The sequence below is a fragment of the Methylobacterium sp. PvR107 genome, assembly GCF_017833295.1.
Taxonomy (GTDB): Bacteria; Pseudomonadota; Alphaproteobacteria; order Rhizobiales; family Beijerinckiaceae; genus Methylobacterium.
Genome location: NZ_JAFIBW010000001.1, coordinates 4,859,366 through 4,883,814 on the forward strand (window position 1 = coordinate 4,859,366; position 24,449 = coordinate 4,883,814).

30 protein-coding genes are annotated in these 24,449 nt (G+C 69.5%); 10 read left to right on the forward strand and 20 right to left on the reverse strand.

Annotated features, from left to right (window positions below; all coding sequences use genetic code 11):
- Positions 1-4: 4 nt before the first annotated feature.
- The 4 genes from JOE48_RS22930 to JOE48_RS22945 all read right to left on the reverse strand — a co-directional run bounded on the left by JOE48_RS22930 (position 5) and on the right by JOE48_RS22945 (position 3,639).
- On the reverse strand, positions 5-1,243 hold the full coding sequence (locus JOE48_RS22930) for a peptide ABC transporter permease (RefSeq protein WP_210033124.1): 1,239 nt from the start codon (positions 1,241-1,243) through the stop codon (positions 5-7).
- A gap of 116 nt (positions 1,244-1,359) precedes the next feature.
- A complete protein-coding gene (locus JOE48_RS22935; protein WP_210033126.1) occupies positions 1,360-1,884 on the reverse strand; it encodes a DUF2937 family protein in 525 nt (174 codons plus the stop codon).
- A 70-nt stretch (positions 1,885-1,954) separates the two neighbouring features.
- Positions 1,955-2,968, reverse strand: a complete 1,014-nt coding sequence (locus JOE48_RS22940; RefSeq protein WP_210033127.1) for a WD40 repeat domain-containing protein — start codon at positions 2,966-2,968, stop codon at positions 1,955-1,957.
- Positions 2,965-3,639 (reverse strand): YoaK family protein, encoded by a 675-nt coding sequence (locus JOE48_RS22945; protein ID WP_210033128.1) that lies wholly within the window; start codon positions 3,637-3,639, stop codon positions 2,965-2,967. The genes JOE48_RS22940 and JOE48_RS22945 overlap by 4 nt, the downstream gene beginning before the upstream one ends.
- A gap of 207 nt (positions 3,640-3,846) precedes the next feature.
- Here JOE48_RS22945 and JOE48_RS22950 point away from each other — a divergent pair, with 207 nt between their 5' ends.
- Together JOE48_RS22950 and JOE48_RS22955 are read left to right on the forward strand one after the other, a co-directional pair.
- Entirely contained in the window at positions 3,847-4,278 is a 432-nt protein-coding gene (locus tag JOE48_RS22950; RefSeq protein WP_210033129.1) for a response regulator, read from the forward strand.
- 24 nt (positions 4,279-4,302) lie between these two features.
- Positions 4,303-4,668, forward strand: a complete 366-nt coding sequence (locus JOE48_RS22955; protein ID WP_210033132.1) for a photosystem reaction center subunit H — start codon at positions 4,303-4,305, stop codon at positions 4,666-4,668.
- A gap of 16 nt (positions 4,669-4,684) precedes the next feature.
- Here the strand turns inward: JOE48_RS22955 and JOE48_RS22960 are convergent, their stop codons facing one another.
- The 10 genes from JOE48_RS22960 to proB all read right to left on the reverse strand — a co-directional run bounded on the left by JOE48_RS22960 (position 4,685) and on the right by proB (position 14,347).
- Entirely contained in the window at positions 4,685-5,317 is a 633-nt protein-coding gene (locus tag JOE48_RS22960) for a DUF2939 domain-containing protein (RefSeq protein WP_210033134.1), read from the reverse strand.
- 24 nt (positions 5,318-5,341) lie between these two features.
- The gene (locus JOE48_RS22965) at positions 5,342-5,896 is read right to left on the reverse strand and encodes an RNA pyrophosphohydrolase (protein ID WP_210033136.1); all 555 of its coding nucleotides are present in this window, start codon (positions 5,894-5,896) and stop codon (positions 5,342-5,344) included.
- A 95-nt stretch (positions 5,897-5,991) separates the two neighbouring features.
- Positions 5,992-7,224 (reverse strand): divergent polysaccharide deacetylase family protein, encoded by a 1,233-nt coding sequence (locus JOE48_RS22970; protein ID WP_210033137.1) that lies wholly within the window; start codon positions 7,222-7,224, stop codon positions 5,992-5,994.
- A 171-nt stretch (positions 7,225-7,395) separates the two neighbouring features.
- On the reverse strand, positions 7,396-8,736 hold the full coding sequence (locus tag JOE48_RS22975; protein WP_210033138.1) for a S41 family peptidase: 1,341 nt from the start codon (positions 8,734-8,736) through the stop codon (positions 7,396-7,398).
- Positions 8,736-10,046, reverse strand: coding sequence for a peptidoglycan DD-metalloendopeptidase family protein (locus JOE48_RS22980; protein ID WP_245253466.1), 1,311 nt, complete (start codon positions 10,044-10,046; stop codon positions 8,736-8,738). The genes JOE48_RS22975 and JOE48_RS22980 overlap by 1 nt, the downstream gene beginning before the upstream one ends.
- Positions 10,047-10,124: 78 nt before the next feature.
- Positions 10,125-10,619, reverse strand: coding sequence for a 23S rRNA (pseudouridine(1915)-N(3))-methyltransferase RlmH (gene rlmH, locus JOE48_RS22985; RefSeq protein ID WP_210033139.1), 495 nt, complete (start codon positions 10,617-10,619; stop codon positions 10,125-10,127).
- 13 nt (positions 10,620-10,632) lie between these two features.
- Complete coding sequence (rsfS, locus tag JOE48_RS22990; RefSeq protein WP_312893423.1) at positions 10,633-11,019, reverse strand: ribosome silencing factor; 387 nt, start codon at positions 11,017-11,019, stop codon at positions 10,633-10,635.
- 123 nt (positions 11,020-11,142) lie between these two features.
- Complete coding sequence (locus tag JOE48_RS22995) at positions 11,143-11,754, reverse strand: nicotinate-nucleotide adenylyltransferase (protein ID WP_210033140.1); 612 nt, start codon at positions 11,752-11,754, stop codon at positions 11,143-11,145.
- A gap of 19 nt (positions 11,755-11,773) precedes the next feature.
- The gene (locus tag JOE48_RS23000) at positions 11,774-13,072 is read right to left on the reverse strand and encodes a glutamate-5-semialdehyde dehydrogenase (RefSeq protein WP_210033141.1); all 1,299 of its coding nucleotides are present in this window, start codon (positions 13,070-13,072) and stop codon (positions 11,774-11,776) included.
- Positions 13,073-13,231: 159 nt separating this feature from the next.
- Positions 13,232-14,347 (reverse strand): glutamate 5-kinase, encoded by a 1,116-nt coding sequence (proB, locus tag JOE48_RS23005; protein WP_210033142.1) that lies wholly within the window; start codon positions 14,345-14,347, stop codon positions 13,232-13,234.
- A 177-nt stretch (positions 14,348-14,524) separates the two neighbouring features.
- Between proB and JOE48_RS23010 the strand changes: the two genes are divergently transcribed.
- The gene (locus JOE48_RS23010; RefSeq protein WP_245252926.1) at positions 14,525-15,136 is read left to right on the forward strand and encodes a cupin domain-containing protein; all 612 of its coding nucleotides are present in this window, start codon (positions 14,525-14,527) and stop codon (positions 15,134-15,136) included.
- A gap of 84 nt (positions 15,137-15,220) precedes the next feature.
- Here JOE48_RS23010 and obgE read toward each other — a convergent pair whose 3' ends face one another.
- From obgE to JOE48_RS23040, 6 genes are all read right to left on the reverse strand, one after another.
- A complete protein-coding gene (gene obgE, locus JOE48_RS23015; protein WP_210033145.1) occupies positions 15,221-16,249 on the reverse strand; it encodes a GTPase ObgE in 1,029 nt (342 codons plus the stop codon).
- Between the two features lie 91 nt (positions 16,250-16,340).
- Complete coding sequence (locus JOE48_RS23020; RefSeq protein ID WP_210033147.1) at positions 16,341-16,937, reverse strand: GNAT family N-acetyltransferase; 597 nt, start codon at positions 16,935-16,937, stop codon at positions 16,341-16,343.
- A gap of 185 nt (positions 16,938-17,122) precedes the next feature.
- Positions 17,123-17,389: a 50S ribosomal protein L27 gene (gene rpmA / locus JOE48_RS23025; RefSeq protein ID WP_210033149.1), complete on the reverse strand. Its 267-nt coding sequence runs from the start codon at positions 17,387-17,389 to the stop codon at positions 17,123-17,125.
- 86 nt (positions 17,390-17,475) lie between these two features.
- Positions 17,476-17,790 (reverse strand): 50S ribosomal protein L21, encoded by a 315-nt coding sequence (gene rplU, locus JOE48_RS23030; protein WP_210033151.1) that lies wholly within the window; start codon positions 17,788-17,790, stop codon positions 17,476-17,478.
- A gap of 189 nt (positions 17,791-17,979) precedes the next feature.
- Positions 17,980-18,381, reverse strand: a complete 402-nt coding sequence (locus JOE48_RS23035; RefSeq protein ID WP_210033153.1) for a hypothetical protein — start codon at positions 18,379-18,381, stop codon at positions 17,980-17,982.
- A 115-nt stretch (positions 18,382-18,496) separates the two neighbouring features.
- Complete coding sequence (locus JOE48_RS23040; RefSeq protein ID WP_210033155.1) at positions 18,497-19,120, reverse strand: YceI family protein; 624 nt, start codon at positions 19,118-19,120, stop codon at positions 18,497-18,499.
- Between the two features lie 134 nt (positions 19,121-19,254).
- Between JOE48_RS23040 and ruvA the strand changes: the two genes are divergently transcribed.
- The 7 genes from ruvA (at position 19,255) to JOE48_RS23075 (ending at position 24,448) form a co-directional block, all read left to right on the forward strand.
- Positions 19,255-19,872: a Holliday junction branch migration protein RuvA gene (ruvA, locus tag JOE48_RS23045; RefSeq protein ID WP_210033156.1), complete on the forward strand. Its 618-nt coding sequence runs from the start codon at positions 19,255-19,257 to the stop codon at positions 19,870-19,872.
- A gap of 460 nt (positions 19,873-20,332) precedes the next feature.
- Positions 20,333-20,605: a bacterioferritin-associated ferredoxin gene (locus tag JOE48_RS23050; RefSeq protein ID WP_210033158.1), complete on the forward strand. Its 273-nt coding sequence runs from the start codon at positions 20,333-20,335 to the stop codon at positions 20,603-20,605.
- A gap of 43 nt (positions 20,606-20,648) precedes the next feature.
- On the forward strand, positions 20,649-21,146 hold the full coding sequence (bfr, locus tag JOE48_RS23055; protein WP_043380322.1) for a bacterioferritin: 498 nt from the start codon (positions 20,649-20,651) through the stop codon (positions 21,144-21,146).
- 116 nt (positions 21,147-21,262) lie between these two features.
- Positions 21,263-22,060 carry a 4-hydroxy-tetrahydrodipicolinate reductase gene (gene dapB, locus JOE48_RS23060; protein WP_210033160.1) on the forward strand — a complete coding sequence of 266 codons (798 nt, stop codon included), beginning with the start codon at positions 21,263-21,265 and terminating at the stop codon, positions 22,058-22,060.
- A 14-nt stretch (positions 22,061-22,074) separates the two neighbouring features.
- Positions 22,075-22,713 (forward strand): 2,3-bisphosphoglycerate-dependent phosphoglycerate mutase, encoded by a 639-nt coding sequence (locus JOE48_RS23065; protein ID WP_210033162.1) that lies wholly within the window; start codon positions 22,075-22,077, stop codon positions 22,711-22,713.
- Complete coding sequence (locus JOE48_RS23070) at positions 22,714-23,367, forward strand: alpha-ketoglutarate-dependent dioxygenase AlkB (RefSeq protein ID WP_210033163.1); 654 nt, start codon at positions 22,714-22,716, stop codon at positions 23,365-23,367.
- A 112-nt stretch (positions 23,368-23,479) separates the two neighbouring features.
- Entirely contained in the window at positions 23,480-24,448 is a 969-nt protein-coding gene (locus JOE48_RS23075; protein WP_210033164.1) for a hypothetical protein, read from the forward strand.
- Position 24,449: the final 1 nt, after the last annotated feature.

The window sequence follows — 24,449 nt, forward strand, 5'->3', positions numbered from 1 at the left end:
TCGCTCAGCTCTCGCCGGTGTTCAGGCGGTGCAGCTTGGCGACCTTCGGCCGGCTGGTGCGGAACTGGCCCCGCTCGACGGCGACGAAGACGACGATCGCGATGGCGAGCGTCGTCAGCCACCAGATCGCCGTCAGGCCGGCGCCGAGGCAGGCCACCGTGAAGGCGGACGCGAAGCCCCCCATCGCGCCCGGAACCAGGGCCGGAACGTCCCGTCCCGCACGGCGGATCGACGCGTGGAGCGCGAAAGCGGCCGCCAGCGCCCCGACGATGCCGAGCTCGTACCAGAACTCGAACAGGGCCGTGGTCGGTGCGTTCAGCGGAAGGAGCCCGACCAGACGCCCGCGCAGGGCCGTCTCGAAGCCGTGGCCCGTGATCAGGCGCACCGGATCATTGGTCACCACCTTCTGCCAGCTTTTCAGGGACAGCACCGCGGGGGCGAGAGGACCCAGGATCGCCGCGCCGACCGGGCGTGCCAGGAAGGGCAGCAGCGGCGCCACGGCCAGGAGGAGGGCCGACAGGGTCGCCGTCAGGGTGACGCCGAGCTTCGGCCGGTAGCTCGTCACCGCGAAGGCGAGGGCGCCGACCGCAAGGGCCGCGATCTGGGTCGCGTCCGGCTGGACCGTGAGCGCCAGCGCCACGAGGAGGGCGAGCCCCAGGGCCTCGCGGTCGCGGCGCCTGGACCGGAGCCAGGCGAGCGCCGGCCAGACGAGAAGGATCAGCAGGACGAGGCCGCGATCCAGAGCGCCGTCATCCTCGGTGCCGGACGGCGCCATATGGGCACCGAAGATGCCGAGCACGATCGCCACGATGGCGCCCGCCACGATCCCGAGGGGAAGCAGGTAGAGATTCGCCGAGCGCATCCGGTCGGGCAGGGCCAGGTAGCCCAGCAGCGCGAGCCCGATCGTGGCGACGAGGTTCGCCAGCCGTTCGACGGCGGGGCCGAGGAACGGCGTCCAGATCAGCGACAGCGCAGACCACAGCACGACCAGCATCCCGGCCAGGAAGGCCGGGGCGGTCAGCAGGCGGGAGGTGGCCGGCCGCACTGGCCGCTGCCGCCGGTCGATGACGCTGGCGATGATCAGGAGGATGACGGCGATCGGCGCCAGGATCACGGAGGCGCGGCGCGCCACCTGCGCGAGGACGGGAAGCACGACGAACAGGCCGAAGAAGCCGATGCGGCGCAGGAGCGCGGCGGCATCGAGTGCCGGATCGATCGGGGTAGATTTCGCCGCGCGCGGCATCGTGTGCCTTTTCCCGGACCGGGACGGTCGGATCCCTGCTCGATACGCAAGCCTCGCGCAAGCCGCTGTAGACGTTGCGCCACACTGTGCGGCACACTTCCGGTTGCGCGCTGCCCTCAGGCGGCGGTCGCGGCCGTGCGCGGGCGGCGGCGCGCGACCCGTCGGCCGACATCCGACACGACGCGCCAGCCGCCCCAGGCCGCGAAGAAGCCGATCAGACCGGCCGCCAACCCGTCGGCGGTGGTGGGAACGGCCGGGCTGAATTCGTGGTAGGCGGCTTCCGCGACCGGGAGGTCGGGATCGCGCATCATCGCCACGACACGGCCGAGGGGGCTGCTCGCCGTAGCCAGGGCCTGCTGCTGGGCGTTCAGCCGGGCGAGCCGGGCGATGTCGTCGCGCGCCGCCGCGCCGCGTCGCGCGACGAGCTGGTCCGGATTGGACCGAAGCCGGTCGACGGCGCCGTCGCGGGTCGTGCCGGAGGCCTGCGCGTCGGATTCCAGCACGGCCACCTGCCGACGCAGCTCATCGGCGGCGCCGCCGAGACGTTGCGCGTATTGCTGCGCAAACTCGGGGGCCTGCGCCGCGACCACGCCGCCGAGCAGACCCAGGGCAAGGCCGAGGGTGCGGAATACGCGGAACACTTCTGGCCTCCGGCTCGACGATTCGACCCTCGACAAAGAGCATGCCCCAGGCCGTGGTTCCAGCCGGGCCTCAGCTCGGCAGGGTCAGCAGCCCGGCCTGCCCGTCGCCGCAGCCGAAGAGGAGCCGCGCGCCGCGCCCGTCCCAGGCGAGCGCCGTGACCGTGCTGCCCGGCACGGCCGGACGCACGAGCAGTTCGGCGGCGTCGGTGAAGCGCACCAGCAGGATGCAGCCGTCCTCGTAGCCCATCGCCAGGACCGGGGCTTTCGGATGAAAGGCGACCCGGGAGACCCGCGCCGGCCGGACGCCGCATTCCCGCGGGGCCTTGCCGGTCGGGCCTTCCTTCGAGTCGAACGGCCAGACGATCGCCGCCTCGGCGCCGCTGGTCGCGAGCCAGTGCCCGTCCGACGACCACGACATCGACCGGACCTTGCCGGGATAGCCCGACATCCGCATGTGGCCGCGGTCCGGCTGGAGACGCCAGCCGTGGAGGGCGTTCTCCTGCATGGTCGAGACCACGAAACGGCCGTCTGGCGACCACGAGACGTCGATATGCGAGCCCTTCCAGCTGATCACCTCGGCGGGGGTCTCCAGGTTCGGGTACCAGAGGCTGACGCCGTTGTAGTGGGCGATTCCGAGCCGGTAGCCCTTCGGCGCGAAGACGAGGCCGCGGGCGCTCGTGGGCGCCTCGAAGCCGCGCTCGCGACCCTTGGCGTCGCGCGCCACGACGGCGCGGCCGGCCGACCACGCCACCGCGCCGTCAGGATGGACCGCGATCGCGTCGATCCACGCGCCACCCTTGGCCAGGCCCAGCTGGTCCATGGCACCGTCGGCCCGGATCTCGACCACACGCCCATCGTCGCCGCCGGTCACCAGACGGTCGCCGCCGCTGGCCGCAACGAGGATGCCGCTCTCGGGATGGGCGGTCAGGCGCACCGTGTTCCCGCCGCGTGACAGGGCGATCGTGCCGTCGCTGAGCGCCAGGGCCGGAATGGCCGTCAGGAAATGCGCCGCCACGACGTGGGCGCCGGCCTCGAGTTCGGCGACGTGCTCGGTGAGGGAGGGGTTGCTGATGGAGCTGCTCATAGCGAAGGGACTTTCTTGGCCGGCGGACCGGCGCGCAAGACGAGGATGGCCGTGATCAGCGCGAGTCCGCCCGAGAGCGCGGCCGGCGCGATCAGGGCGTAGAGGCTGAAGATCCCGTAGGCCTGCGCGCCGAGATACGCGCCGAACAGGAGGGACAGCCAGACCAGCCCGTCGCCGACCCAGCCCAGCGGATCGCCTGTGCGGGTTAACGCCTGGGCGATCTTCTGGCCCAGGCTGAACAGCGCGCCCGTGACGAAGGTCGTGCCCGCGCGGAAGCCCTTCACCTGCGCGAGGACCGCGTTCTGCGAACCCATCGCCACGGCGACGAAGAAGGCCGCGAGCCCGAGCTCAGGCGATTCCAGTCCCAGACCGAGGCCGCCGAGGATCAGGAGCGATTCGTAGGCGAGCACGATCGGCGTCGTCCAACGCGGGGGTGCCAGGATCGCCAGCCCGCTGCCCAGGACGGCCCCCGTGAGGAAGGCGAGGAGCAGCATCGCGGGCAGCACCATCCGGTGAAGCGCGGTCTCCGCGCCGAAGACCGCGAACTGCGTGGTGTTGCCACTCATGAAGGAGGTGTAGAGCCCGCCGAGACGCACGAAACCGAGGGCGTCGACGTATCCGGCGAGCCCCGTCAGCAGAAGGCCGATGCTCAGTTGCCAGGCCCGGCTCACGCTTCCGCTCCGTGTCCGCGCCTTGGTAACCAACCATTAACCATTCGGACCATTTCGTTGAGGGGTGCCGGGGCGCAGTTAACGCACCGCTCACCAAACCCGAGCAATTTGATGGAAACAGGGTGAACACCCCGTCGGAGGGGGCCGTTGCCCCTGCGATCCGGTCCGGGAACACCGTACCCCCGCCGGGTGAGTGGGAGTTGCGTCATGGTTCCGTTCGCCGCCGCTTTCGTCTGCCCGTCCTTGGCCGTGCTGGATTCGGCCGCCGCCACGATCCTGGTTGTCGAGGACGAGCCGACCGTGTGCGAGCTGGCCGCCGAAGTTCTCATCGATGAGGGATATCGGGTGATCACCGCCGCGGATGCGTGGGAGGCCGAGGCGATCCTCGCGCGGGGGCACATCGACATGCTCTTCACCGATATCGACCTCGCCCGCAATACGAACGGCCTGTCGCTGGCTCGCCGGGCGCGCAGCCTCTGCCCGGATCTTCCCGTGGTCTACACATCGGGCGGTCGAGCCAGCCTGCCGGCAGGCGAAGCCGTTGCAGACTCGGTGTTTCTTCCGAAGCCCTACCGTCCCAGCCAGCTCTTGGGACTGACCCAGAACATCCTGCGCGTCTCGCACCTTCACCACGCCTGAACCGGATTTCCGAGGATCACCGCCATGTGGCGCTCCCTAACCGCGACCGGCCTTGCTCTCGCCTTCGCGGTCGCCGCGCCGCCGGCGCGGGCCGCCTGCGATGTGAAAGGCGCGCAGATCGAGGAAGCCATCGCCGCCAAAAGCGAGCTGCGCGCGGACGCCAACGCTCAGACTGTGCGGGATCTGCGCACGTTGCGCGACGCCGCCATCGTCCTTGAGACGTACAAGTTCCCCGGAGAGTGCGAGGTCCTGCTCGGGATCGCGAAGTCGCTGCTGGCCAATCCGGGCAAGACCATCGAGCAGGGCGGTGACACCGACGAGGACAAGGCCGAGGGCCTGGTCGAGGCGCGGCAGCCCAAGGACGCGTCTGGCGCCGCCAAGGCGAAGTGACCCCGGCGTCCGGAGATCACGGACGCTCCTCTCCCGCGCTGGCTCCGATCTTGGCCCGCGCCAGCGCCCGGCCGAGCTTCGCGGCGATCTGCTCGCGCAGCATGTCGGCCATCTCGATGTCGACCAGCCGCCAGCTGAGACCGCGCAGCCGCAGGCGAATCCGGGTCCGCTCCGTCCGCGGCGCCTCCGGGGGGATCGGGATCACAACGGCGCGAAAGCCCCGCATCTCGAGGGCCCCATAATAAGGCATGAGCCGCCCGACACTGCGGATCGCGAGACCCTCCGGCCGCGTGCCGGCCGGACGCTCCACGTCGAGCTTGTCGGGCCAGCCGTTCGCCAGCAGATCGATGACGGTCTCGGGCGTGACCATCGTCTCGGACAGGGCCAGCGCGAGCCCGTAGGCGGCATCGTTGAGGCGCTGGCGGTCGCGCGGTTCCAGGTCCGGATCGGTCTCCGAAGCGGTCCGCATGGCGGCGGTGATCTGGCGCACCAGGGACAGCCGAAGCGTCCGGAAGTTCACGTGGTTCTCGACATAGACGGTGTCGTGCCGCCGGACCGCCTGGGCGAGGTCGTAGAGCGACCAGAGCGGGCTCATCGTGAAGGCGAGCCACGCGAGGGCAATGCCGAGCGGGATCGCGAGCCAGCGCACCGACTCAGATCCCCGGAGGCGGCGTCATGGCCGGCTCGCCCATGATTCGAGGTTGGAGAACGCCGCGGCCACGCTCTCGTAGACGGGACGCTTGAACGGCACGATCAGGTCGGGAAGCTCCGACATCCGCGCCCAGCGCCACGCGTCGAATTCCGGCTTGTGGGCGCCGCCACCCGGGCTCTGCACGTCGATCAGATCCTCGCTGCCCAGAAGACCGTAGGCGAACCATTTCTGGGTCTGCCCGCGATAGCGGCCCTTCCAGGCCAGTTTCATGACGGCGGGCGGCAGGTCGTAGGCGAGCCAATCGGGGATCTCCGCGAGCAGCTTGACGGCCTCCGGCGGAACATTGGTCTCCTCGAAGAGCTCGCGGCGCGCCGCGACTTCCGGATCCTCACCCGGATCGATGCCGCCCTGCGGCATCTGCCACATATGCGGGCCGGCCACATGCTCGGGCCCCGCATCCTTGCTGCGGCGCCCGACCAAGACGCCGCCCGAAGGCGCGATCAGCGCGATGCCCACGCAGGGCCGGTAGGGCAGGGCGTGGCCCGGGTCCGAATCCGTCGTCATCGGCAGGACCATAGGTCAGCCACATCCGGCGCGGCAACGGCGATGGGCGTCCGAGATCTCGACATGGCTCCCGGATCGACGCGTCCGCAACCCGGCTGACCAATCACTCAATCGGCCGTCGAGACACGCTTGTCGCGGGCGCCGCGCAGCGCCACGCTGGCCGGCACGAGGCGAAGACCCCGCGCATCGAGATCCTTGGCCCAGCGGGCGACCCGGTCGACGCTGAGGACGGATCCGCTCATCGAGACCAAGACGAATCCGTCGGCGCGCGCCCGGGCCTCGGCACGCGCCAGGGCCGCGTCGATGGCATCGGCGCGCGGCGTGGCGTCGAGGACGATCTCGGCACGGGCGATGGGCGTCCGGCCCTTGTTGGCGGGCGCGTTGGCTGGCTTCGGCCCGGTCCCGTCATCAAGGAAGCCGAGACCGCGGGCGCCGATCTCGCGCAGGACGGGCTCGAAGGCGGAATCCGTCATCAGCTTGGAGCCCATGAAGTTCGCCACCCCGACATAGCCGGTAAACCGTGCCAGTGCCCAGGCCAGGCGGTCGGCGTTCTCCGGTCCTTTGAGCGCGGTCAGGAGGGCCTGCGGGCCGGGATCGCTGTCGGGATAGTCGAACGGCTCCATGGGCAATTGGAGGAAGACTTCGTGTCCGGCATCGCGGGCCCGGGCGGCGGCGCGCTCGGCCTCTCCGCCATAGGGCAGGAAGGCGAGGCTGACGGCCGCCGGCAGGCGCGCCGTCGCGCCGGCGGTGGCGGCCTGACCGACCCCGAGCCCCGTCACCACGACGGCGATGCGCGGCCCCGTGCCGGGCTCCTCGGTCCGGGCGTAGACGTCGAGCGCGCGGACGCGGCCCTCGCCGAGCTTCGGCATCAGGCCGTGGCGGCTCGTCTCGCTGATCCGCGGATCCGGCGCCGGGGCGAGCCGCGGTGCGCTCGGCGGCGGGATCCGGATCAGCACCGCATCGGTCGGCCCGGAGCCGGCTGGGCGCACGACCGTGACCCCGGACGCGGTTTCCAGTTCCTCGGCGCTCCGCTGAAGCCCGGACGTCGCCGGCGCCGCTGTTGCGACCTGCTGATCTGCGGTGGGCGGGAGCGGGGCAGAGGGCCGTGCCGCCGTTTCGCGGAGGGTGATCTTCGCCTCGACGCGCGGCTCGCCACCCTGGGGATCGCCGAGCAGCAGGACGAGGCCGGCCGCCCCGGCGAGGGCGGCGGCGATCGCACCGCCCGCAACCCTGGGCCGGCGCAGCACCGCGACGAGGCGCTCGAACCGGCCCGCGGGTGGCTCCGGCGCCTCCGGCACCCCGAGGGGCCGCGTGAGGATATCGTCGGTGGACTCGGTCAAGGGGATCTCTTGCGGGATCGCGGTTCATGCGCCGGCAGACGCGGCGCAGATCCCGCCACCATTCCCGTTCGGTAGGGTTAACGTTCCGCTAACGGCAGCTCCGGAAAACAAAGATCCCGCCCGGCTGGTGTGCCGGACGGGAGCGCGCGTCGTCTTGGCTGTTCGTCAGGATCAGTTCGGCAGGCTCGGCTTCTGCTGCTGCGCCGCCGGCGCACCATTGGCTGCGCCCTTCTGGATCCCGTGCAGGAAGTCCACGGCCGAGATCAGCTGCTTGTCCTTGGCCGGATCCGGCGGCACGTAGGCGGACGAGCCGCCGCGCTCGTCGGTATCCTTCTGCTTGAGGTGCCCCTTGAGGCCGGCCTCACCCTTGGTCTCGTCCTTCCCCTTCAGCTCGTCGGGAACGTCCTGCAGTACCTCGACGTCGGGCTCGATGCCCTTCGCCTGGATCGAGCGGCCCGACGGCGTGTAGTAGCGCGCCGTGGTGAGCCGCAGGGCGCCGGAGCCGCCGAGCGGGATGATCGACTGCACGGAGCCCTTGCCGAAGGACCGCGTGCCCATGATGGTCGCGCGCTTGTGATCCTGAAGGGCGCCGGCGACGATCTCGGACGCCGAGGCCGAGCCGCCGTTGACCAGCACGACAACCGGCTTGCCCTTGGTCAGGTCGCCGGCCTTGGCCGAGAAGCGCTGCGTCTCGTCCGGGTTGCGGCCGCGGGTCGAGACGATCTCGCCGCGATCCAGGAACGCGTCCGAGACCATCACCGCCTGATCGAGCAGGCCGCCCGGGTTGTTGCGCAGGTCGATGACGTAGCCCTTGATCTTGTCGGCACCGATATCGCTCGTGAGCTTGTCGATGGCGGCGCGCATGCCGTCGAAGGTCTGCTCGTTGAACTGGGTGAGACGGATATAGGCGACGTCGCCGCCCTCAACCTTCGAGCGCACCGGCTTGATCTTGATCACGTCGCGGGTGAGCGTGACGTCGATCGGCTCCTTCGACTCCTTGCGGGAGATCTTGAGCTTGACGCTCGAATTCACCGGGCCGCGCATCTTGTCGACCGCCTGGTTCAGGGTGAGCCCCTGGACCTGATCGTCGTCGATCTGGGTGATGACGTCGTTGGCCAGCAGCCCGGCCTTGGCGGCCGGGGTGTCGTCGATCGGCGTGACGACCTTGATCAGGCCGTCCTCCATCGTGACCTCGATGCCGAGCCCGCCGAACTCGCCGCGGGTGGTGGTCTGCATGTCGCGGAACGCCTTGGCGTCCATGTAGCTCGAATGCGGGTCGAGGGAGGTCAGCATGCCGTTGACCGCGGCCTCGATCATCTTCGACTCGTCGGGCTTCTCGACGTAGTCGGTGCGGACCTTCTCGAACACGTCGCCGAACAGGCTGAGCTGACGATAGGTCTCGGCCGAGGCGGCCACGGCCCGCGGACCCGACAGGAAGTCGGTCTGGGTGGCCACCATGGAGGTGCCGGCACCCAGGAAGGCGCCCAGCATGATCAGGGATGTCTTGCGCATCAGCCGCGAACCTTCTCGCCAAGTACCGTATTGCTGGGGCTCTTTGCCCACCACGGCTCCGGGTCGATGGAGCCGCCGTCCTTCTTGAATTCGACGTACAGGGTGGGATCGCCGTCGGACCCGGCGGGGCCCGCACTCTTCTCGCCCATGTTGCCGACCGGTTCGCCCGCGAGCACGAACTGGCCGACCTCGACGCTGATCTGATCCATCCCCGCGAGCAAAAGATAGTAGCCGTCGCCCGCATTGATGATCAAGAGTTGGCCATAAGACCGGAACGGCCCCGCGAACTGCACCCATCCATCCGCCGACGAGGACACCACCGCCTTCGCGCGCGTCGCGAAAGACACCCCGCGGGTGCTGCCGCCGTTGCCGTCGGGCTGGTTGAAGCCCCGTGCCAAGCGTCCGCTCACCGGCCGCGGCACTTCGCCCCGCGCGTCGGCAAAATGCACTTTGGGTGCCAGACGGGCGGGATCCCGGAAGCCCGCCGCGGCAAATCGCTCCTGCGTCACGCGGATCTCGCGCTCGGCCGCCGCTTTCGCCTCTTCGGCCGTCCGCTTCGCCGCCGCGACCGCCGCCTCGGTCCTGTCGAGCAGATCCTTCAGCGACTTGGCCTGGGCGCCAAGCTCCGCGGCGCGGCGCCGCTCCGCGGTGAGGCCGCTCTCGATCTCGGCCTGCCGGGCGCGCCGGGCGGCGACCAGTGCCTGGAGCCGCTGCTGCTCACGCGCCCAGCCTGCCAGATCGTTGCTGAGGCCCTCCTTGTCCTGCGCAATCAAGCCGCGCAAGCGGATCATCTCGGCGAGATCGGCCGCCAGGGTATCGACCTCGCCGCGCAGTTCCGGGACCACTGCCCCGAGCAGCATCGACGTCCGGATCGCCGCCAGCATGTCCTCAGGGCTCACCAGCACCGCGGGCGGCGGCCTGCGTCCCATCCGCTGCAGCGCGGCCAGAATCTCGGCCACGATGCCGCGTCGGGCCTGGAGCGAGTGCCGGATGGCGGCCTCGCTCTCGCTCATCGCCTTCAGGCGTTCCTCAAGGCGGCTGAGCCGCTCCTCGGTGGCTTGCGCCTGTCGTCCCGCATCGAGGAGGGCCGCGTCCAGCTTGGCGCGATCGGAGCCGATCGCGGCGATCTCAGCTTCGAACTGCGTCCGCTGGCCGGCGCTGGCGGCGAGCGCGTCCTGCACCCGCTTCAGATTCTCGGCCCGGCGGTCACGCTCCTCGTCCGCGCGCTGGATCGCCTCGGCATCCTTCGGCGGCGGCGTTTCGGCCCATGCAGGCACAGCGAGAGACCCGAACGCCGACACCACCAGCAGCGGGGCGAAAGCCGCCCGCAATGCGCGGACGCGATTGGGGTGACCAAGTGGGCCTGTGTCTGCGGTCGCCACGTCGGATCAGCCTGCCTCGCCCCGATGATACGGGTGGCCGGCCAGGATGGTCAGGCTGCGATAGATCTGTTCCAGAGCGAGCACGCGCACCAGTCCGTGGGGCAGAGTTGCAGCCCCGAAGGACAGGATCAGCTCCGCCTTCGTCCGAATTGAGGCGTCCAGGCCGTCAGGGCCGCCGATCGCAACGACCAGCGCGGGCCGCCCGACATCGCGCCAGGCGGCGACGCGTTGGGCGAGAGCCGCGCTCGCCAGATCGGCCCGGCCCCGTTCGTCATACGCGATGAGGACGCCGCCGGAGGGCAGCAGAGCGGCGAGCGCCGCAGCCTCTTCGGTACAACGATCGACGGCCCGCCGCGCGCGGGATTCCGGAATCTCGATGCTGTCGCAGGACGGGAAGCCGAGCCCGCGGCCTAATTGTGCGGTCCGGTCGCGGTATCGTGACGCGAGTTCGCGCTCCGGGCCGGCCTTCAGCCGTCCGACCGCTGCGAGGAGCAGGCGCAAGCGGGTGAGACGCCTAGCCGACCGCGAGCCCGACCGGGCGGTCCGCACCCCACATCTTCTCGAGGTTGTAGAAGCCGCGCACCTCGGGACGGAAGATGTGCACCAGCACGTCGCCCGCGTCGATCAGGACCCAGTCGCAGGCCGGCAAGCCTTCGACCCGGGCATTGCCGAAGCCCCGGTTCTTCATCTCCTGGATGATCTTGTCGGCAATCGAGCCGACATGGCGCTGGGAGCGTCCCGACGCGATGATCATCGTGTCGGCGAGCGACGTCTTGCCGGCCAGATCGATCGCGATCGTCTCCTCGGCCTTCATCTCGTCGAGGCATCCGAGGGCGAGAGCCTTCAAATCGTCCGAGCGCGCCTGGCCGGATTCCTCCGGTGCCTGAACGGGGGTGCGGATCGTCTCCGTGCGGATGGTCTCGGGCAGAGTCCTAGTTCCTCGTGATGCCACGCGGCCATATCACGCCTGGTGGGTTGGAATGAAATTGGCGGCTTCGGGCTCCGATTGCAACTGCGCCGCGACCTACCGATCGCGACGTACGTGCATTCCGTTGCGGATGGCGGTCGACGAGAGATGCGACCGGGGACCGTGCAGGAAGACCCAGGCGGGTGGCGAGCGCAGCGCGAGCGTCGGCGCGGCCTCCTCCGGCAGACGTGAACCACTTAAGCGCCGCGCGGCCCGTGCGCTCAGCGGGGCCAAGGTCCAGCCGGGCCGATCAACGACGGCGATCGGCACGCGATGCGCGATCTCGGCGAAGCCCTTCCAGCGGTGGAACGTTCCCAGCGAATCAGCCCCCATGATCCAGACGAAATGCACACCGGGACACCGGCGGGTCAGGATGCGCAGGGTGTGCACGGTGAAGCGAACGCCGAGTACCGCCTCGATGCCGGTCACCGCGATGCGCGGATGCCGAGCGATCCGTTCGGCTTGGCGACACCGCACCTCGACAGGCGGCAGAGCGTTCCGGCTCTTGAGCGGGTTGCCCGGGCTTACAAGCCACCAGACCCTGTCCAGCCCAAGCCGGCGCAGGGCCATCAGGCTGACGTGGCGATGGCCGGTATGGGCCGGATTGAAGGATCCGCCGTAGAGACCGATCCGCATCCCCGGCGCACTCGGCGGCAGGCTCAGCCGCACGCCGGGCCGTTGGCTGAGGTCACGGGCGGACCTGACCGCTACCGTGGACGCGATACTTGAAGGTGGTCAGTTGCTCGACCCCGACCGGGCCGCGCGCATGCATGCGCCCGGTCGCGATGCCGATCTCGGCCCCGAAACCGAATTCGCCGCCGTCGGCGAACTGCGTCGAGGCGTTGTGGGTCACGATTGCGGAATCCACCTCCGCCAGGAAGCGCGTGGCCTCGGCGTCATCCTGCGTGATGATCGCGTCGGTGTGGTGCGAGCCGTAGGTTTCGATGTGCTCGATGGCCGCATCGATCCCGTCCACCACGCGGACCGCGATGATCGCGTCGAGATACTCGGTGTGCCAGTCGTCCTCAGAGGCGGCGGTCACGCGCGGGTCGACCGACTGGGTCTCGGCATCGCCGCGGACGGCGCAGCCGGCATCGGCCAGTGCAGCGACAAGCGGCGCGAGATGCGTAGGCGCGCAGGCGCGATCGACCAGCAGGGTCTCGGCGGCGCCGCAGACGCTGGTCCGCCGCATCTTGCTGTTCAACAGGATGGTCCGCGCCATGTCGAGGTCCGCCGCGGCGGCGACGTAGACGTGGTTGATGCCGTCGAGATGCGCGAAGACGGGCACGCGCGCCTCGGCCTGGACGCGCTCGACCAGGCCGCGGCCGCCCCGGGGCACGATCACGTCGACGCAGCCGTCGAGGCCGGCCAGCATCAGGCCGACGGCGGCCCGGTCGCGGGTCGGCACAAGCTGAATCGCGTCCTCCGGCAGACCGGCATCGGCCAGACCACGGCTCATCGCCCGCGCAATCGCCATCGCCGTGCGATGTGAGTCGGACCCGGCCCGCAGGATCGCCGCGTTGCCGGCCTTGAGGCACAGGGCACCGGCATCCGCGGTGACGTTCGGGCGGCTCTCGAAGATCACCCCGACGACACCGAGCGGAACCGCGATGCGCTCGATCAGCAGGCCGTTCGGCCGCTCGATCGCGGCGAGTTGGCGTCCCACCGGATCGGCCAGCGATCCGACCTTCCCCACGGCATCCGCCATGGCGAGGAGGCGGCCGGGATCGAGGGTCAGCCGATCGATCAACGCGGCGGTCTGGCCGGCATTACGGGCCGCGGCGACATCACGGGCATTCTCGCTCAGGATCTCGTCCCGGCTCGCCCGCAGGCGTTCGGCGATCGCCTTCAAGGCGACGTCCTTGGTCCGGGCCGAAGCCAGCGCCATCCGGCGTGCCGCCGCCCGCGCGCGACGGCCGATCGCAGCCATCTGCTCCGGAAGCGCGTCGGCCTCGGCGAAATCCGATCTCAGGTTCAGGACGGGCACTCCGGCGTCCTCGCTTCGCGACGGCCGCTCATTTGGCCTGACGGGGTTGAGGACGGGTATTTGCACACCGTGCACCGCACATACAAGAGCGCTCGCCGGCTCTTCAGATCAATCACCGACCGAGAAAAGATCAATAAGAACGCGAGCGTCACGGATTAACTAGAACAGTGCCAAGTCATCGCGATGCACCATCCAGGCGCGACCGGGGTAATTGAGCACTTCCGGAATACGGGCGCTCGAGTGCCCGATGATCAATCCCGCCTCGGCACTGTCGTAGGCCACGAGACCCCGGCCGAGTACGCGGCCCTCAGGATCACGGATCACCACGGCATCGCCGCGGGAGAAGCTGCCCTCGATCGCGCGGACCCCAACGGGGAGCAGGCTGGCGCCACCGCGCAAAGCTTTGACGGCACCGGGATCGATAATCAGCGTCCCGCGCGGCTCCAGCGAGCCGGCAATCCAGGTCTTGCGTGCGGCGGTCGGGGTCGAGCCCGACAGGAACCACGTGCAGCGGGCGCCGTCCCGCATGGCCTTCAGCGGGTTCTTTCCCCGCCCGTCCGCGATCACCAGATGCGTGCCGCCCGATGCCGCAATCTTCGCCGCCTCGACCTTGGTGCGCATCCCGCCCCGCGACAGCTCCGAGGCCGGGCCGCCCGCCATGGCCTCGATCTCGGGGGTGATGCGCTCCACGACAGGCAAGTGGCGCGCGTCGGGATCGCTTTTCGGCGGCGCCGTATAGAGGCCGTCGATATCCGAGAACAGGACCAGCACGTCGGCATCGATCATGGTGGCGACACGGGCGGCGAGCCGATCGTTGTCGCCGTAACGAATCTCGGAGGTCGCCACCGTGTCGTTCTCGTTGATCACGGGCACCGCGCGCATTTCCAGCAGCTTCAGCACCGTCGCCCGGGCGTTCAGGTAGCGGCGGCGCTCCTCGGTATCCTGGGGCGTCACGAGGATCTGACCGGCGACGATGCCGTGGTGGCCCAGCGCCTCGGCCCAGTGCCGCGCGAGCGTGATCTGCCCCACGGAGGCCGCCCCCTGGCTCTCCTCAAGGCGCAGGGCGCCCGCCGGCAGGCCGAGCACCGTCCGCCCGAGCGCGATGCTGCCCGATGACACGACGAGCACATCGACCCCGCGGGCGTGCATTTCCGCAATGTCCTCGGCCAAGGCCGCGAGCCAAGCGTGCCGCAGGCGGCCGGCGCCGCGATCGACCAGAAGCGCCGAGCCGACCTTGATGACGATGCGGCGGAAATCTTCGAGGGCAGGGATCATGATTCTTGTGACGGCGGGAGCACCGACGCGGTTTGGACGAAGACCGCGCGGTTGAACAGCCACTGGGGCGCAGTGCAGCGCAGGATCTGCCGTGCTGGTCCGAGCCCACAGCGCTCACTCGAGCGTGACGCCAGACGCGTTTTCGAAAGTGTCAGGCGTCAGGACCTCGCGAGTGTCTTGCATACCAAATGTCGATATTGCAGCGCGGCGACGCGCCGGGCCCCGAAGGAGGCGCTCAACGCTTTTCCGGAGGGCGAGGCCTACATCCAGGCCGGACCGATCATCCCGCTCTCCCAGGCGCTCGATGCGCCCTGGCCGAAGGAATCGACCCACAAGTTTCGGCTCCTCAAGGACCCGCGCGCCGTGCGCGAGTTCGACGGCGGGACCTTTCGTCTCGCGACCGTCGACGAGTGGCCGGTGTCCAAGTCGATGTCGGGTGGCGTCATGACCATCCGGCCCGGCCAGATGCGCAAGTTCCACTGGAACGTGAACGCCAACGAGTGGCACTTTGACCTGAAGGGTAAGGGCCAGGTGGCGCTGTTCGGCTCGGGCGGCCGCGGCAAGGTCGCGGAGTTCAATCCGGGCGACGTGGCCTACATCCCGATGGGCTTCGGTCACGCGATCAAGAATGTCGGCGACGAGGACCCGGAGATCATCCAGACCCGGGACAACGGCAAGTTCGAGGAGATCGACCTCGACGCCGGGGTCAAGGCCAGCCCGAACTATCTCGTGTCGAACAACTTCGCCGGCGTGCCGGCCGAGACGATCGCCAAGCTGAAGCAGGGCTGATCGCACGCACCAAAACGGATCGCCGGCAGGGCTCGTATCGAGCGGCCCTGCCGGCGCAATCACGCGATCGGAGGCTTCAGCCGGTCACGGCTGCCAGGCGGCCTCCGGTTCCCGGTCTGCCTCGGCGCTCGCGTCGATCTCGGCCTGAAGCGCCCGCAGCGCCTCCGGCACACCCTTCCGGCTCGCCGAGGACAGGACCAGGGGCGCGCGTCCGGCCGCGCGCTTCAGCTTGGCCACCTGACTCTTCAGGGTCTCGGCATCGAGGGCGTCGGCCTTGGAGAGCGCCACGACCTCGGGCTTCTCGGCCAGGCCGTTGCCATAGGCTTCGATCTCGCCGCGCACCAGCTTGTAGGCCTTGCCGGCATGCTCGCTCGTGCCGTCCACGAGGTGCAGCAGCACGCGGCAGCGCTCGACATGGGCCAGGAACCTGTCGCCGAGCCCGACGCCCTCATGCGCGCCCTCGATCAGGCCCGGGATGTCGGCGAGCACGAACTCGCGCCCGTCCGAGCGCACGACGCCCAGGCCGGGATGCAGGGTGGTGAACGGGTAATCGGCGATCTTCGGCTTGGCTGCCGTGACGCTCGCGAGAAACGTCGACTTGCCTGCGTTGGGCAGGCCGACGAGCCCGGCATCGGCGATCAGCTTCAGCCGCAGCCAGATCCACATCTCCTGGCCTTCCAGGCCGGGATTGGCGTGCTTCGGGGCGCGATTGGTGGACGTGGTGAAATAGGCGTTGCCGAAGCCGCCATTGCCGCCCTTGGCGAGGCGGATCCTCTGGCCGACCTCGGTCAGATCGGCGAGCAGCGTCTCGCCGTCCTCGGCGAAGATCTGCGTGCCGGCCGGGACCTTGAGGACCGCATCGGACCCGTTCGCGCCGTGACAGTTCGAGCCCATGCCGTGCTCGCCCTTCTTGGCCTTGAAGTGCTGCTGGTAGCGATAGTCGATCAGGGTGTTGAGCCCCTCGACGCACTCGACCCAGACGTCGCCGCCGCGGCCGCCGTCGCCGCCGTTCGGGCCGCCAAACTCGATGAACTTCTCCCGCCGGAACGAGACGCAGCCGGGACCGCCGTCACCGGAACGGACATAGACCTTGGCTTCGTCGAGGAACTTCACGGCTCGATTCCCTAATCGGGTGCGGATCCGGGACCCGCACCATCATCCTTGTCAGTGGCCGCCGGCCGACGCCGGTTCCGCGGAGCTGCCTTCAGGCAGCCTCGGTCATCGCGGGGCCGGATTCCAGCACCTGCCACAGCCGCCTGTCGAGACGGAAGCGATCGACCGGCAGATCCGTGCCCCGCGCCGGAAACGGCCGCAGGCCGGTGCCGACATGCTGGAAGCCGCACGCCTCCAGGACGCGCCGGGATGCCGGGTTGATGCTGCGCGCCGAAGCCGCGAGCTCCGTCCCGCCGGCATAGGCGAAGAAGGCGTGGCACAGACTCGACACCGCCTCGCGCATCAGGCCGGCGCCCCAATAGGGCGTTCCGAGCCAGTAGCCGAGTTCCGGCACCCGATCGGGCCCGACCTCGATGCTGACGACGCCGATCGCGCTTGCCGGTGCTGCGCGTCGCGCCAGAGCGAGGGTCAGCGCGGACCCGGCCGCATTCTCCGAGCGTGCCTGCAGCAGGAAGGCATCCACCAGGGGAGGCGTCAGCGGGTGGGGGACCCGCGCCAGCATCTCCGACACGGCCGGATCCGCGGCCAGCTTCAGGATCGCGTCCCTGTCCTTGGCGGTCGGCCAGCGCTGCCACAGCCGGCGCGTTTCGATCCGGAAGACGTCATCACGGGTCAGATCGGGGAACATCGTGCCCTCGCTGGGCGGCGCGCCCGGCTCCGGGGCACCGCCTCAAGACGACGAAGGGGAGGATGGCGTCCCATCCTCCCCGGTGTTCCGTCCGAACCGGCCCATCAGGGGCTCGGCAACGACGTCTCCGGTCCGGTGTGGGACACCGGGCGGGACGCCAGCTTCGCCTCTCGGGCGCCCGCCTCTTATTCCGCGGCCTCGGCCAGCGGGGTTACGGTTACGAAGTCGCGCCCGCGGCGCGTCTCGAAGCGGACATGGCCCGGTACCAGCGCGAAGAGCGTGTGGTCCTTGCCCATGCCGACGTTGCTGCCGGGATGCCATTTCGTGCCGCGCTGGCGCACGATGATGTTGCCCGGGATCACGGCCTCCGAGCCGAACTTCTTGACGCCGAGGCGGCGGCCGGCCGAGTCGCGGCCGTTGCGGGACGAGCCGCCTGCTTTCTTGTGTGCCATGGGATGAGCTCCGAATTTCGATCTGCTTGATGCGGTCGCGGGTCAGGTCCCCGGGGACCTCTACGCGCCCAGCTTTGAGCGACGCCTCAGGCCGAGATGCCCGTGATGCGCACGACCGTGTGGTCCTGCCGATGGCCGCGCTTGCGGCGCGAATTCTGCCGGCGGCGCTTCTTGAAGGCGATGACCTTCTTGTCGCGGCCATGGCGCACGATCTCGCCCGTGACGTTGATGCCCGACAGGGTCGGGGCGCCGACCTGGGTCGCACCGGCGCCGTCGGCGAACAGCAGGACTTCGCCGAAGGTCACGGCCTCGCCGGCCTCGCCCGCGAGCGACGCGATGGTGATGGTGTCGTTGGCGGCGACGCGGTACTGCTTACCGCCCGTCTTGATGACTGCGAACATCGTTCTCTCGTGTTCTCGAACGGCCTCCGGGGGGCTGCCCCTGGACCGGCTTCTTGTTTGAAGTCATTGCGCGGGCTTGAGCCCGGACAACGCGAAACGCGCGGACCTCAAAAGAGGCCGCGCGCCATGCCGGGTCACTAGGGGCGCTGCGGCTTCGTGTCAATCCTCACGGCCGGATCGCGGCACGGATCAGCGGACCCGTGCGCCGGTAGCGAGGACGCCCTTGGCGACGGTCCCCTGCGGGCCGAAGGCGGCCAGCGCCTCGGCGCACCACGCCTCCCGGCCATCGGCCGCGAGTTGCTGCCGAACCTGCGAGGCACGCGAGCGGAGCTTCTCCTCCAGCACCGACTCCTGACCGGGATTGACCCGGGCCGCGAGGCGCAGGGTCGTGAGCTGCCCGGCCCTGACCTGGACGCCCGGACAAGCCTGCTCGGCGATGATCGTTGTCGAGGCCGCCGTGGCGTAGCTGTCGAGGGGCGATTGTGGGCTGACCGGCGTGGTTGGAGGCGCCGGCGATCCCGGCGCCTGTGCGGCGGCGGCGCTGGCCAGACCGAGAGCCAGGACGACGCCGAAGAGTCTCGTACCCCGCACCGCTCAGACCTCCCTGCCGCCATCGACACGCGTGGCCGTCCTGACAGACGCCGCCCACGGTGGCGGCTGCCTACACCCGTGCTGCGGCGGCGTCACGGGCCAGCCTCCGACTGCGTCAGGGCGCAGCCTTGAACTCACCCTCGATCCGCAGGGTCACCTCGTCGCCGAGCTGCGGCAGATAGGCGTTGATGCCGAAATCGGAGCGCTTGATCACAGCCCGGCCGTCAAAGCCCACCGTGTAGCGCTGATCGACCGGGTGAATGCCGGCTTGGTTGAAGGTCGCGTCGATCGCGAGCGGCCGGACGGTGCCGCGGAGGTTCAGGTCGCCGGTGATCCGCGCCGTCGTGGGGCTCGTCGGCTCGATCTGGGTGGCCGTGAAGGTAGCGTTCGGAAACTTGAGGGCATCGAAGAAGTCCGGCGCCGCGAGGTGCTCGTTGAGCCGCGCGCTGCCCGTGATCACGCCGCCAAGCGGCACGGTGACGTCAAGGCCGCTCTTCTCCGGCGCCTTCGGATCGAGCTGCAACGTCCCGGTCAGGCCGGTGAACTGGCCGTAATAGGTCGAGTAGCCGAGGTGCGAGACCGACCATGTGATCTTGCCGTGATCGGGATCGAGCACGTAGGCGCCCGGCCGCACCTGGGTCGGATCGGCGCTCGGGCCCACGGGCGGCGCGGGATTGTCCGCCGCCTGGGCCGGAGCCAGGCACAGCAATCCCATCAGGGCAAGAAATGGCACGCGCATGGTCGTCTCCCCCCGGCCAGCCAAGCTCGGCCAGCGCAGCGAACCTGATTTCATGAAGTCCAGGCCGGCTCAAGCACGTCTGGCGGAGGCGGTTGCGCTTCTGTAGGCATCGCGGTTTGGCGGACAGGCACGGCATGATCGGCAAGCTCAGAGGCATCGTGGACTCGTTCGGCGAGGATTTCGTGATCCTCGACGTCGCGGGCGTCGGCTACATCGCGCATTGCTCTGCGCGGACGCTCCAGCGCATGCCGAAGGCTGGTGAGCCGGCGGAGCTGTCGATCGAGACCCATGTCCGCGAGGACATGATTCGGCTCTACGGCTTCCGCTCCGATGCCGAACGGGAATGGTTCCGTCTGCTCCAGACCGTCCAGGGCGTCGGGGCCCGCGTGGCTCTGGGCGTCCTGTCGGCCCTTGAGCCGGAGGTGCTGGCCAACGCGATCGCGACGGGCGACAAGACTGCGATCAGCCGCGCGCCGGGCGTCGGACCCCGACTCGCAGCCCGGATGGCCGCCGAACTGAAGGACAAGGCCCCGGCTTTCGCCCCCGTGGATCCGTCCCTGATCGCCCTGACGGATGCCGTGGGCGCGGGCGTCGCGCCGCAGCCTGTCGCCGACGCGATCTCGGCTTTGGTCAATCTCGGCTACCCCCAGGTTCAGGCCGCCGCCGCGGTCGCCGCCGCCCTCAAGAGCGCCGGGGAGGGGGCCGAGGCCAGGGTGCTGATCCGCCTGGGCTTGCGGGAGCTGGCGCGCTGATCCCACTCGGGACGGCCCCCCGTGCCGAACAGGGCTCCGACCGCGGGTTTGCAGGCTTAGCTCCAGTTCGGAGGGACGATCCCGTCATTCCGGGACTGCGGCGCGGAGCCCGCAATCCAGACACGCAACGCGCGCACGGCATGGCGCGGTCGGCGGATCCAGATCGCCCCCCTCCGGCGTGCCACTCCGGGTCCTGGCTCGCCAGCGGCGCCCCGGCATGACGGCGCGATTGTTACGCGGCATACGCCTCACGGAAGCGTTGCAACCCTTCAGCCCGAGCCCTCGGCCCCTCGGGCCAGACCATGGACTTGACCCGAGCAGGCGTGAGTGTCATGTGCAGCGCCGACCAGTAAAACATTGAAAAATCAGCTACTTTTCAATGTTTCTAATCTGGCGGATATGTCTGGTTCGGCCCAGCGAGGCTGCGACCGGCTCGGAGAAGGCGGGATCTGCGGCGCGCATGATCGTCTGTTCTTGCAATGTCATCTCGGACGGCGCGGTACGCAATTGCCTCTCGCCCGGGCCCGGCTGCCCGCGCACGCCGGCCCAGGTCTATGCGTGTCTGGGCTGCAGCCCGAAATGTGGGCGCTGCGCCCGGACCATCCGCTCGATCATGGACAGCGCCCTCGGCCGAGCCGCGCCAGCGGAGGGCAGCCATGCCTGCTCGACGGCTTGCGCCAGCGCCTGTACTTTGGTGAAATTCCAAACTGCGGATGAGGGAGTCGCTGCCTGATGCTTCTGCCCCCGCCTGAGAACACGGTAAGGAGTACGGGGGCATGAAGGGCGACACCAAGGTCATCGAGTATCTCAATCGTGGTTTGCGCAGCGAGCTGACCGCCGTCAGTCAGTACTGGCTGCATTTCCGCATGCTCAATGACTGGGGCTACGTCGAGCTGGCGAAATTCTGGCGCAAGGAATCGATCGAGGAGATGAACCACGCCGACCGGTTCATCGACCGGATCCTGTTCCTCGACGGGTTCCCGAACCTGCAGGAGCTCGACCCGCTGCGGATCGGCCAGAACGTCCAGGAGATCCTGGATTCCGATCTCGCCGCCGAGAACGAGGCTCGCAGCCTCTACCTCGAGGCCGCGAAGTACTGCGATTCGATCAACGACCGCGTGTCGAAGCGCCTGTTCGAGGATCTGGCCGAGGACGAGGAGGGTCATATCGACTTCCTCGAGACCCAGCTGGAGCTGATCAAGCAGATCGGGCTGCCGCTCTACGCGCAAAAGCATATCGGCGGCCTTGAGCAGATCGCCCCCGAGAAGGAATAATAGCGCGCGGGCGCCCCTCTCGCTTGCGGTGGAACGGGCGCCCGGCGGACGACACGCGGCCGAGCGGGCCTTCCCGGCCCGCTCCCCGCAAACCCTGTGACGGAAATGGGAACCGGATGCGTCTCGTAGTGGTCGGCGCCGACGGGCGCATGGGGCGGATGCTGGTCCGCGCGGTGGCGCAGGCCGAAGGATGCACCCTTTCGGCGGCGATCGAGCGCGCGGGCTCTCCGGCGCTCGGGCAGGATGCGGGGACGCTGGCCGGCCTGTCGCCCCTCGACGTGCCGGTGACCGACGATTCCCTGGCGGCCTTCGCGGCGGCCGACGGCGTGCTGGATTTCACCGCGCCGGCAGCCACGATCGCCTTCGCCGAGCTCGCGGCCCAGGCGCGCATCGTCCATGTCGTCGGCACGACCGGCCTGTCCGAGGATGATTTCGCCAAGCTGAGAGCGGCGTCCTACCACGCCCGGATCGTGCAGTCGGGCAACATGTCCCTCGGCATCAACCTGATGACCGAATTGGTGCGCCGCGTGGCCAAGTCGCTCGGCGACGAGTTCGACATCGAGATTTGCGAGATGCACCACCGCATGAAGGTGGACGCCCCCTCCGGCACGGCGTTGATGCTGGGCGAGGCCGCCGCGGAGGGACGCGGCGTCGACCTGAAGGCGGTCCGCGTCTCGACCCGGGACGGGCATACCGGCGCCCGCAAGCCCGGCGATATCGGTTTCGCCACGCTCCGGGGCGGCAACGTCGTGGGCGATCACAGCGTGATCTTCGCCGGCGCCGGAGAGAGCCTCACGATCAGCCACCATGCCGCCGACCGCGGCCTGTTCGCGACCGGTGCGGTGAAGGCCGCCCTCTGGGCGCATCCGAAACCGCCGGGCCTATACGCGATGGCGGACGTGCTCGGCCTGTGACGGGCGGTGCGGCCATGGAAAGGGTCCTCGTCCTCGTCCGGCACGGCCAGAGCGCATGGAACCTTGAGAATCTGTTCACCGGCTGGCGCGACCCCGACCTGACGGAGCGCGGCGTGGCCGAGGCCCGCGCGGCCGGCCGCGGGCTGAAGCGCGAGGGCTACAGCTTCGACGCGGCGTTCACGTCCGAGCTAGTGCGGGCGCAGCGGACCTGCGCCCTGCTGCTGGAAGAGATGGGTCTGCGCGATCTCGCGGTGATCCGCGATCCGGCACTCAACGAACGTGACTACGGCGATCTCTCGGGTCTCAACAAGGACGCGGCCCGGGCCCGCTGGGGCGACGCGCAGGTTCATGCCTGGCGGCGATCCTACGACGTGCGTCCGCCCGGGGGCGAGAGCCTCAAGGACACGGCGGCGCGGGTGCTGCCCTATTACATCACGACGATCCTGCCCCAGGTCATGGCCGGACAGCGGGTCCTGGTGGCCGCCCACGGCAACTCGCTGCGCGCCCTTGTAATGGTTCTCGACCGCCTGGACGGTGAAGCCGTGACGGACCTCCAGATCAGGACCGGCGTCCCGCTGATCTACCGCCTCAACGCCGACACCACGATCGCCGCCAAGACGGTGCTGGCGTGGGACGGCGATACGGGTCCCTGAGTGGCGACCGCACTTGCGCCCGGCCTGATCCATCATCCGGGCTTCCTCGACGCGACCGCCCGCGCGCGCCTCGCCGCCGAGATCGCCGCGATCCTCGAAGCCGCCCCGCCGGTCACACCGCGCATGCCCCGTACCGGCAAGCCCTTCTCGGTGCGGATGACGAATGCCGGACCCCTCGGGTGGGTCTCGGACATCAGCGGCTACCGCTACCAGTCAACGCATCCCGAGACAGGGCGCCCGTGGCCGGCTCTGCCGCCCACCGGTCTCGCGACATGGGGGGCGCTGACGGCCTATCCGGTCGCACCGGAAGCGTGCCTGATCAATCTCTACGCGCCGGGGACCCGCATGGGCCTCCACCAGGATCGTGACGAGGCGGATCTCGCGGCGCCGGTCCTGTCGCTGTCCCTCGGCGCCGCCGCGCTGTTCCGCTACGGCGGCCTGGACCGCTCCGACCCGACACGCTCGGTGCGCCTCCAGTCCGGAGATGCGCTGGTGATCGGCGGTGCGTCGCGGCTGATCTATCACGGGATCGACCGGCTCTATCCGACCGACGACCTCCTCGACGCGGAAGCCGGACCCGCGTTCCTGCCGCCGGGCGGCCGCTGCAACCTGACCCTGCGTCGGGTCACCCGGGCGGACGAGCCCCCGCGTTGAGTCCCGCCTCCCGATCCGCCGATCTTCGAAGCGCTTGACAGCAGAAGGTCCTCGTCCGACGCATCATGCAAGGCGGAGATTGGTCATCGCCTATGCGAAGAAGCGGAGTCCGATGCTGGTGCGTAACCTGACGCTGCGTCTCGGGCGAGTTCTTGCTGTGGGCACCTTGGCGGCCCTGGTCAGCGCCCCGGCGTGGGCCGCCGACCCAGTCTTCCCCCCCGGCTCGCGGTTCGGCTTCGAGCCGCCCGCCGACATGGGGCTGTCCCGCCGCTTCTCCGGCTTCGAGCGGAAGGAGGGCGGCGCGACGTTGTCGGTGGTGGAACTGCCCCCGAACGCCTTCGCGGAGCTCGTCAGCGGCTTCACTGACGCCAACCTGCTGAGCCAGGGCTTCGCGGTCGAGAAGCGCGAGGAGGTCAAGATCGGCGACAACGAGGGCATGCTCTACACCGGTGAGCAGCCCGCCGATCCCAACGCCTCCGCGCCGGCGATCCGCAAGTGGATCCTGGTCGTCGGTGCGCCGAGCGTGACCGGCTTGGTGATCGCACAGGCGCTGCCCGACGCCGAGACCGAGTCGACGATGCGCAAGTTGGTGACCGGCGTCACCCTGCGCCCGGCCCTGAGCCTGAGTGAGCAGGTCGACGCGCTGCCCTTCCGCATCGCCGACCTGGCCGGCTTCAGGCCGGTGCGGGTGCTGGCGGGGAATTCGGTCCTGCTGACCCAGGGTCCGAAGGACCAGATGCAGAATCTGGAGCAGCCGATCCTGGTGCTGGCCCAGGCCGTGCAGCAGCCGCCGACGGCCGAGCAACGGGACGGCTTCGCCCGGGCCGCCCTTGCGTCGAACCAGACACTCAAGGACTTCGTGATCGAGCGCTCGCAGAGCTACCGCTCGAACGGCGTCGATTGGCACGAGATCGTGGCCCGCGCCATCGACCAGCCGACCAACGTGCCGGTGGTCGTCTCGCAGACCATCCGGTTCGCACCGGACGGCTACCTGCGCGCGCTCGGCGTGGTCCGGGAGGATCAGCGGTCCGGCGTACTCGCCAAGTTCCGCGAGGTCGTCGACAGTGTGCAGGTGAAGTAGC